This is a genomic window from Streptomyces sp. MB09-01, assembly GCF_033794505.1.
Taxonomy (GTDB): domain Bacteria; phylum Actinomycetota; class Actinomycetes; order Streptomycetales; family Streptomycetaceae; genus Streptomyces.
On the sequence record NZ_JARAYQ010000314.1, the window covers coordinates 1 to 8,400 of the forward strand.

Below are 8,400 nucleotides of genomic sequence, written 5' to 3' on the forward strand. Positions count from 1 at the left end.
GCGTTTTTTTTCCTTTTTGGGGGGGTTGGAGATGTGTATAAGTGGTCGGCGTGGTGGTCCTCCTGATCGCCGCCATCGCGTTCGCGAACCAGGCCCCCGACACTCCCGAGGACAAGCCGGCGGACAACAACCCGGCCGCCTCCTCCACGACGGCCACGGGCACGACCCCGGTCACCGGCAAGGCCTCGGGCATCCCCAGAGGCTTCGCCCACGACGAACAGGGCGCCCAGTCGGCTGCCGCCAACTACGCGGTGGCACTCGGCTCCGACGGCATGTTCAAGAAAAACACCCGGCACGCCCTCGTCGACGGGATCTACGCACCGGACGTGGCTGCCCGGATGAAGGGCCCACAGGACGAGGCGTACTCGGCCGAGTTCCTCGCCAGACTCGGCCTGGACGCGAACGGCAACCCCCCACAGGGCAGCGTGTTCGTCACCCGCACCGTCCCCATCGGCACCCGCGTCGAGAGCTACAGCGCGGCCGGCGCGAAGGTCTCCGTCTGGTACACGGGGATGATCGGCATGTCCGGCGCCAAGTCGACGGACCCGGTCCGCACCCTCTGGAAGACCTGGACCTTTGAACTCAGCTGGGTCGGCGAGGACTGGAAGGTCGTCGACGACACCCAGCAGGACGGGCCCGCCCCGGTTCCCGGTGATGTCCCCGTGTCGACGTCCGACGACATGAGCAAGGCCATCAAGGAATTCGGAGGATTCACGTATGCCCGCTAGCCTCCGGCTCCCCGCCCGGCTGGGCGTGATCGCCTCCGCCCACCTGGCCGTCGTGGCCCTCTCGACCCACGCCTACGCCGCCCCCACTCCCACTCCCACTCCCACTCCCCAGGCCAGCAACGATCCCTGCGCCCTGCTCGACGGCCCCTCCAAGCAGTACTGCCAGAGCGGCACGGGCACATCCGGGGGCACCCCGAGGACAGGGCTGGCACCCAGCGACGGCGGAGACGCCCTCAACCCCCTCGCCGCCCTCGCCCGAGGCTGCGCAGACGCCGCCTCCTGGATCGTCACCAAGCTCAGCGAAGCGGTCAACGGCTCGGCCGAAGTCGACTTCACCAACCCCGCCTTCCTCAAGCAGTACTCCGTCGTCTTCGCCGCCTCCACCATCCTCACCCTCGTCCTCTGGCTCTTCGCCGTCGCCAAGCGAGCCGTCCGCGGCGTCCCCCTCACCACCGCCATGTCCGAAGCCATCGGCTTCCTCTGGCTCACGGTCCTCGCCTCCGCCTTCACCCCCCTCGTCCTCTACACCGTCGTCTCCGCCACCGACGGCGTCACCGAGGTCATCGCCTCCGCCACCGGCGGCCAGACCGACGTCTTCTTCGGCTCCTTCTCCGAGGCCCTCAAGAAGGGCGACGACATCGGCGGCGGCCCGATCATGCTGATCGTCGTCGCACTCGTCACCGTCCTCGCCGCCGGCGTGCTCTACCTGGAGCTCTTCATCCGGGCCGCCCTCCTCTACGTCGGCGCCCTCCTCGGCGTCGTCGTCTACTCCGGCCTCGTCGACCGCAACCTCTGGGGCCACGTCCGCCGCTGGGCCGGCATCATGATCGCCGTCATCCTCGTGAAGCCGGTCATCGTCATCGTCCTCGGCCTCGCCGGAGCCCTGACCGGCGAAAAGGGCCCGAACGCCTTCTCCGCCGTCGTCACCGGCCTCGCCATCATCCTCCTGGCGATCTTCGCCTCCGCGATGATCTACCGCTTCGTACCCGGCTTCGGCGACGAGATCGCCTCCGCCCGCTCCAACCGCAGCAAGGCCACCGACGGCGCCCAGGCCGCAGCCGTCATCAGCTCCCCGGCCTCCCTCGTCTCGCAGGGCATCAAGACGCACAGCAGCCGCGGCGCCCACCGCGGAGGCGACGGCGGAGGCGGCACCAACGCCCCCCGCCCCGCCAACCCCCTCTCCGGAGGCGTGGCCGCCCACAGCAGCCGCCCCACCTCCGGCGGCGGAGCCGGCGGCGGATCTGTCCCCTCCGCCGCACCCGCACCCCGCACGAGTTCGAGTACGAGGAACACAGGAGGTGACGGGCGTTGACGACCCAGTCCCACCAGCTGCACCCGGTCGCGCCCCGCCGCACGTATCTCATCGGCCGGGCCCGGCCGAACGCGATCGTCGGCAAGAACCGCGAGACCGGCGAGATCGCCCTGATCATCGCCGGGGCGTTCTTCGGCATGATGAGCGGACTGCTCGTCCCCAACCTCACCCTGCGCATCGTCAGCCTCGCCGGCTTCCCCATGCTCGCGCTCGCCGCCGTGTACGTCCCCTACAAGGGCCGCACCTTCTACCGCTGGTTCGAGATCAGCCGCAGCTACAAGCGCACCCTGCGCCGCGGCACCACCTACCGCTCCGGCGCCATGGAAGCCGGCGTCCGCGCCGTCGACGGCCGCGAGGTCGAGGTCGGCCCGCCCCCCGGCATCGGCCGGATCAGCTGGCTCGCCGCCCCCTTCGGCCCCGACGAGATCGCCGTCCTCCTCCACGCGGATCGCCGCACCGTCACCGCCGCCATCGAGATCGAGGGCCCCGGCGTCGGCCTGCGCGACAGCGAGGACCAGGAGGCCCTCGTCGACCGCTTCGGCACCCTCCTCAAGCACGTGGCCAACGGCGACGGCTTCGTCACCCGCCTCCAGATGCTCGCCCGCACCCTGCCCGCCGACCCCGACGCGCACGCCAAGGACGTGGCCCAGCGCGGCGACACCCAGGCCCCCGGCTGGCTGCGCGAGTCCTACGACCAGCTCCAGTCGATGGTGTCCACCTCCTCCGAGCAGCACCGCGCGTACCTCGTCGCCTGCATGCACTACACGCGCGAACTCGCCGCCGAGGCCCACACCATCGCCCGCGCCGCCACCCCCCACAAGGGCCGCAAGCTCGACCGCGACGCCGGCCTCGCCATCGTCATGGCCCGCGAGCTCACCGACATCTGCGCCCGCCTCGCCGAAGCCGACATCCGCGTCCGCCAGCCGCTGGGCCAGGGCCGCCTCTCCTCCCTCGTGCACTCCATGTACGACCCGGACCACCCCATCGACCACATCCAGGCCATGACCAAGCGCAACGCCTGGCCCGCCGAACTCGACGCCGTCGAGCCCACCTTCCTCCAGGCCAAGACCCGCGAGTCCTCCACCCGCGCGCCCTGGTGCCACGCCACCGCCTGGGTCAAGGAGTGGCCGATGACGCCCGTGGGCGTCAACTTTCTCGCCCCCCTCCTCGTCCACACCCCCGACGTCATCCGCACCGTCGCCGTCACCATGGACCTGGAGCCCACCGAGGTGGCCATCGAGCGGATGCTGACCGAGAAGACCAACGACGAGGCCGACGCCTCCCGCGCCGCCAAGATGAACCGCACCGTCGACCCCCGCGACATCGCCGCCCACGGCCGACTCGACCAGAGGGGTGAAGATCTCGCGAGTGGTGCGGCCGGAGTCAACCTGGTCGGGTACATCACGGTGTCCTCGCGTTCGCCCGAAGCCCTCGCCCGCGACAAGCGCACGATCCGCGCCTCCGCCGGCAAGTCCTACCTGAAGCTGGAATGGTGCGACCGCGAGCACCACCGCGCCTTCGTCAACACCTTGCCGTTCGCCACCGGCATCCGACGCTAGCTGGAGGGAAGTGCCGCCCATGCGAGATCCCATGTCCGCCCTGACGGACGCCTTCACCAGCTTCCTCTTCGGCAAAGTCGAAACCACGCGCCTGCCCGTACGCACCTCCACCGGGCAGGCGCAGGCCGTCTACCTGCCCACCGCCGCCCCCGGACTCGGCGACTCCGGCGTCATCATCGGCCGCGAGGTCTACAGCGGCAAGGGCTACATCTACGACCCCTTCCAGCTCTACGGGCAGCAGCTCCCGGCCCCCCACTGGCTGGTCCTCGGCGAATCCGGCAACGGCAAGTCCGCCCTGGAGAAGACGTACGTCCTGCGCCAGCTCCGCTTCAAGGACCGCCAGGTCGTCGTCCTCGACGCCCAGGGCGAGGACGGCGTCGGCGAGTGGAACCTGATCGCCCAGCAGCTGGGAATAACCCCCATCCGCCTGGATCCGATCGCCGCCAACGACGACGGCATCCGCCTCAACCCCCTCGACCCGGCCATCACGACGACCGGGCAGCTCGCGCTGCTCCGGACCATCATCGAAGTGGCCATGGGCCACGGCCTCGACGAGCGCGCCGGCTTCGCCCTCAAGGTCGCCCACGCCTACGTCGTCGACACCATCCGCGACCGCCAGCCTGTCCTCACCGACATCGTCGAGCAGCTGCGCCACCCCGAGGCCGAATCCGCCCTCGCGATGAACGTCGACATAGACGATGTCCGGGCCTGGGGCCTCGACGTGGCCCTGGTCATCGACCGTCTCGTCGACGGCGACCTGCGCGGCATGTTCGACGGTCCCACCACCGTCGGCATCGACCTCGACGCGCCGCTGATCGTCTTCGACCTCTCCCACATCGACCGCAACTCCATCGCGATGCCGATCCTCATGGCGATCGTCGGCGTCTGGCTGGAGCACACCTGGATCCGGCCCGACCGCAAGAAGCGCATCTTCCTCGTCGAAGAGGCCTGGCACATCATCAACAGCCCCTTCGTGGCCCAGCTGTTCCAGCGCCTGCTGAAGTTCGGCCGCCGCCTCGGCCTGTCCTTCGTCGCCGTCGTCCACCACCTCTCCGACGTCGTCGACGGCGCGGCCGCCCGCGAGGCCGCGGCGATCCTCAAGATGGCCTCGACCAGAACCATCTACGCCCAGAAGGCGGACGAGGCCCGCGCCACCGGCCGCGTTCTCGGCCTCCCTCGCTGGGCGGTCGAAATCATCCCCACCCTCACCCCCGGCATCGCCGTCTGGGACGTCAACGGCAACGTCCAGGTGGTCAAACACCTGATCACCGAAGCCGAACGCCCCCTCGTCTTCACGGACCGCGCCATGACCGAATCCTCCGCGCCCACCCTCCTCTCCGAAGACATGCTGGCCGCCGAACTCGAAGCGGAGGAACGCGCCCTGTCCATCGAACGCAGCCGCGGCAACGGCGGCCCGGGTTCCGCGACCACGGTGGCCTGACCATGCACGACGCACGACGTACGGAGTCCCCCGCGCGCGGCGGGGGCATCCCGGACGGCCTGCTGGTCGGCCTCCTGGCCTTCCTCCTCGGCCTGGCCGTCCTCGTCTGGACGGCCACCGGCCTGGCCGCCGTCTTCGCCAAGGGCTCCTGGCCCGACACGGTCACCTTCACCCGGACCCCGGAGGCCGTGCGCGCGCTGATAACGGAGCCGCACGACATCGCCGCCGCCTGGCCGGACACCGACCCGGCGGCCCTCTCGGGCTGGGGCCTGTTCTGGGGCCTGTTCGTCAGCCAGCTCCTGGTGATGTTCGTGCTCACCGTCTTCACCATCGGGGTGATCGCCCGCACCAAGTCCCGCCGCGCCCTGGCCAGACACGTCACCGAGACCACACCGACCCCGGCGGCCACTCACAGCCCCCAAGGCAACCCGGCCACGGCCATCCCCGTGGCCGCCCCCGCCCCAGCCGCACCTGGGGGTACCCCCGGACGGAGCCCGGCGGAGTTCGAGGCCGGGCGATCCGCTGGGGGCAGCGCCCCCAGCGGATCGCCCGCACCAGCAGCCGCACCAGCAGTCACCGCCCCGGCGGACGAGGCCTACCGCTACGGCTTCGGCTACGCCCCACCGGCGACGCCGGCCCCGTCCCCCACGGCGACGGCCACGGGAGCCCCTCGGAGCGGCCTCGCGTACGGCGGCCCGAACGACCGCTTCCGCGCAGCCGCACACGCGATCGGCGAAGCGGAAGGAGCGGCGCTCGTCGTCACCTCCTCCCCCACCCTCTGGGCCGAGACCAAGGACGCCCGCGCCAAACTCGGCCCGGTCCTCCTCTACGACCCCTCGCACCTGTGCGACACCCCGGCCCGCATGCACTGGAACCCCGCCGAGGGCTGCGCCGACCGCGACACCGCCGCAGCCCGCGCGATCGCCCTGCTGGCCCCCGTACGCCCGCAGGCCCGTATGGACGCCGCGGTCGCCGACACGGCGGAAACGCTCCTGCGCAGCTGGCTCCAGGCCGTCGCCCTCGAGGACCGCCCGTTCAAGCAGCTCCACCGCTGGACCCAGGGCAACAGCGCCCAGGACCCGGTCCGCATCCTGCGCACCCACCCCCAGGCCGCCCCGGGGGCGGCCGGCGAGCTGGAGAGCGCCCTCACCGCCCACCCCGAACGCCGGGAACTGGCCCAGAACCTGACGGCCCGGGCCCTGTCCTGCCTGACCTCGATCCACATCCGCGAGGCCTGCAATCCGAACCGAACAGATGCGCTCACCCTGGCATCGTTCGTGGCCGAAGGGGGCACCCTCTACTTGGTGGGTGAACCGCTGGAGGATCCCCGCACCCACCCGGGTGCAATGCCCCTGCTGACCGCACTCGCCTCTCACGTGGTCGAGCACGGCCGCCGCATGGCCGCAAGGTCATCCCACGGTCGGCTCGACCCACCACTGTCCCTGGTCCTGGACGACGTGGCCGCCGTGGCCCCGATCCCCCAGCTCCCGGAACTCCTGGCCCAGGAGCCCCTCCCTCTCCTCGCCCTGTGCCGCAGCCGCGAACAGGCCCGCTCCCGCTGGCCCGACGCGGACCTGCCCTAAGGCCTCGGAACCGCGAACTCCAGCTCCAGGGCGGACGGGTCGCTCTCCAGCGGCACGCGCACACCGCTGTCCTGGAACCCGATGCGCCGATAGAAGGCCTGCGCCCGCTCGTTGCGCTCGTGGACGTAGAGCCGTACGCGCTCCAGCGCAGGCCCCTCCAACGACCAGGCCCACTCCAGTCCGGCCCGGAACAGCTCCTCGGCGAGCCCGGTGCCACGCTGGCCTTCACGCACGAAGACGCCGACGACGTGCCCCTGGGTCGTCTCGATCTCCCGGTCGAGGAAGTCGGTGGTGCCGAGCTCCTCGACGAGCACGGTCACGGACCCGTTCCACACCCCGTCGGGCCCGACGGCCACGAACTGCCGTACGGCCCGCCCGGAAGCGGCGCCGGCCGTCCGCTCCTGCCAGAAACTGTCGGGCCGGGCCTCGGCGAGCTCGGCGGTGTCGAGGAAGGCGATGGAGGCGGCAGGATCGTGGAGCGAGGCGATCCGCAGCTCCTTGACCTTCTCCCACTCGTCGTCGCGCACCGGACGTATCACATGCTGGATGTCGCTCATGTCGGTGATCCTAACCACCCACCAGTCAGACTTCACTCGGAAATCCGCACGTCAGAGCCCTAAGGCTTGTCCCGTATCAGGGCGTGAGCTGGGGCTCCTCCTGACGGTACGGTCGTTGGGTGGAAGTCGATGAGGGCGAGCGAGTGCCCGTTGCACGGGGCCGGTGTGCGTCCTGAATGAGGCTCCGTCCGGCCCGCCGGACGTGTGGCATGCACATCACGAGCGGTTCGGACTGATGCCTGATCGTGGAGACGTCGACCCCCTTCGCTGGTGTGATCACGGCGTCGCAGCCGTCCTGGATAGTCCCGTTCACCGGGTTGAGCCCCGCCGTTTCGGCACGTTGGTGACACAGTTGCGGCATGCAGGAGCTGACGCGGTCCGCAGGGGCCGGCCGTGGAGCCTGCCGCTGGAGGATCGGGTGCTGCTGGTCACGGCGTACTGGCGCGACCCGGCTTGTCGTCGTGGTCGGCCGGCCGTTGCCCGGCAACCGCAACGACTGCAAGGCGTGGGCACTGTCCGGAGCCAAGGACGCCGTCGGCCGCACCACCGTGATCGCTGACGTCGGCTACCGGGGCACCGGCCTGGTCATCGCGCACCGCCGTGAGCGCGGGCAGAGCGAACTGCTTGCCTGGAAGGAAGAGCACAACACGTCCCACCGCCAGGTCCGCGCCCGTGTCGAGCACGCCTTCGCCCGCACGAAGGCCCCGTCCGCCCGCCGGACACGGCAATTCGGCCCGGCCGGTGTTCCACCATTCGTCCATGGCCGGCGAGAACGCCTCGCGGTGCCCATCCCCGAATGCCACCGCGCAGGACGGACAGACCGGCGGCCCGCCGTGCTGGGGCGAGAAGAACACCGTCCGCCCAGTGACAACGGTCAGCCCATCGCTCCCCGCTCGCCTCCTGGAACCCGGTCGCCTGCTCCCACCACGGCCCAGGACCGTAATCCGGCAGCCCCACGATGCCCTCGCCCACCAGCCACGCCGCCACCCGCTCCCCGTGCGCGACGGCGTCCTCGGCGGTCGCGTCCAGGTCAACGATCGTCTGAAAAGAGCTACTCACAGCCGAACGGTAGGCGGCCTACTCGATTCCGCAAAGCCCGTACATCCCGATCCGTACGCCTGAAACGCAGAAAAGCCCCGCACCGAACCCGAAGGTTTGGTGCGGGGCTTCCGCAATGATTGTTCGGCGGCGTCCTACTCTCCCACAGGGTCCCCCCTGCA

Annotated in this window: 6 protein-coding genes and 1 pseudogene; 6 read left to right on the forward strand and 1 reads right to left on the reverse strand. The window is 70.7% G+C overall.

Translation table 11 applies throughout. The annotated features are described in order from the left end of the window. The first annotated feature begins 50 nt into the window (after positions 1–50). Genes PV721_RS38040 through PV721_RS38060 form a run of 5 tightly spaced genes read left to right on the forward strand, consistent with a single transcriptional unit; the run spans position 51 to position 6,623 of the window. Positions 51–728: a hypothetical protein gene (locus tag PV721_RS38040; RefSeq protein ID WP_319732611.1), complete on the forward strand. Its 678-nt coding sequence runs from the start codon at positions 51–53 to the stop codon at positions 726–728. Beyond that, positions 718–2,040, forward strand: a complete 1,323-nt coding sequence (locus tag PV721_RS38045) for a hypothetical protein (RefSeq protein ID WP_319732615.1) — start codon at positions 718–720, stop codon at positions 2,038–2,040. The genes PV721_RS38040 and PV721_RS38045 overlap by 11 nt, the downstream gene beginning before the upstream one ends. After that, positions 2,037–3,599, forward strand: a complete 1,563-nt coding sequence (locus PV721_RS38050; protein WP_319732617.1) for an SCO6880 family protein — start codon at positions 2,037–2,039, stop codon at positions 3,597–3,599. The genes PV721_RS38045 and PV721_RS38050 overlap by 4 nt, the downstream gene beginning before the upstream one ends. Positions 3,600–3,618: 19 nt before the next feature. Further along, a complete protein-coding gene (locus PV721_RS38055; RefSeq protein WP_319732619.1) occupies positions 3,619–5,040 on the forward strand; it encodes an ATP-binding protein in 1,422 nt (473 codons plus the stop codon). 2 nt (positions 5,041–5,042) lie between these two features. Beyond that, on the forward strand, positions 5,043–6,623 hold the full coding sequence (locus tag PV721_RS38060; protein WP_319732621.1) for a type VI secretion protein: 1,581 nt from the start codon (positions 5,043–5,045) through the stop codon (positions 6,621–6,623). Here the strand turns inward: PV721_RS38060 and PV721_RS38065 are convergent. Beyond that, positions 6,620–7,171, reverse strand: coding sequence for an N-acetyltransferase (locus tag PV721_RS38065; protein ID WP_319732623.1), 552 nt, complete (start codon positions 7,169–7,171; stop codon positions 6,620–6,622). The genes PV721_RS38060 and PV721_RS38065 overlap by 4 nt on opposite strands. 254 nt (positions 7,172–7,425) lie before the next feature. Between PV721_RS38065 and PV721_RS38070 the strand changes: the two are divergent. After that, a pseudogene (locus PV721_RS38070) lies at positions 7,426–7,881 on the forward strand (transposase family protein); the annotation flags it as partial. Between the last annotated feature and the right edge of the window lie 519 nt (positions 7,882–8,400).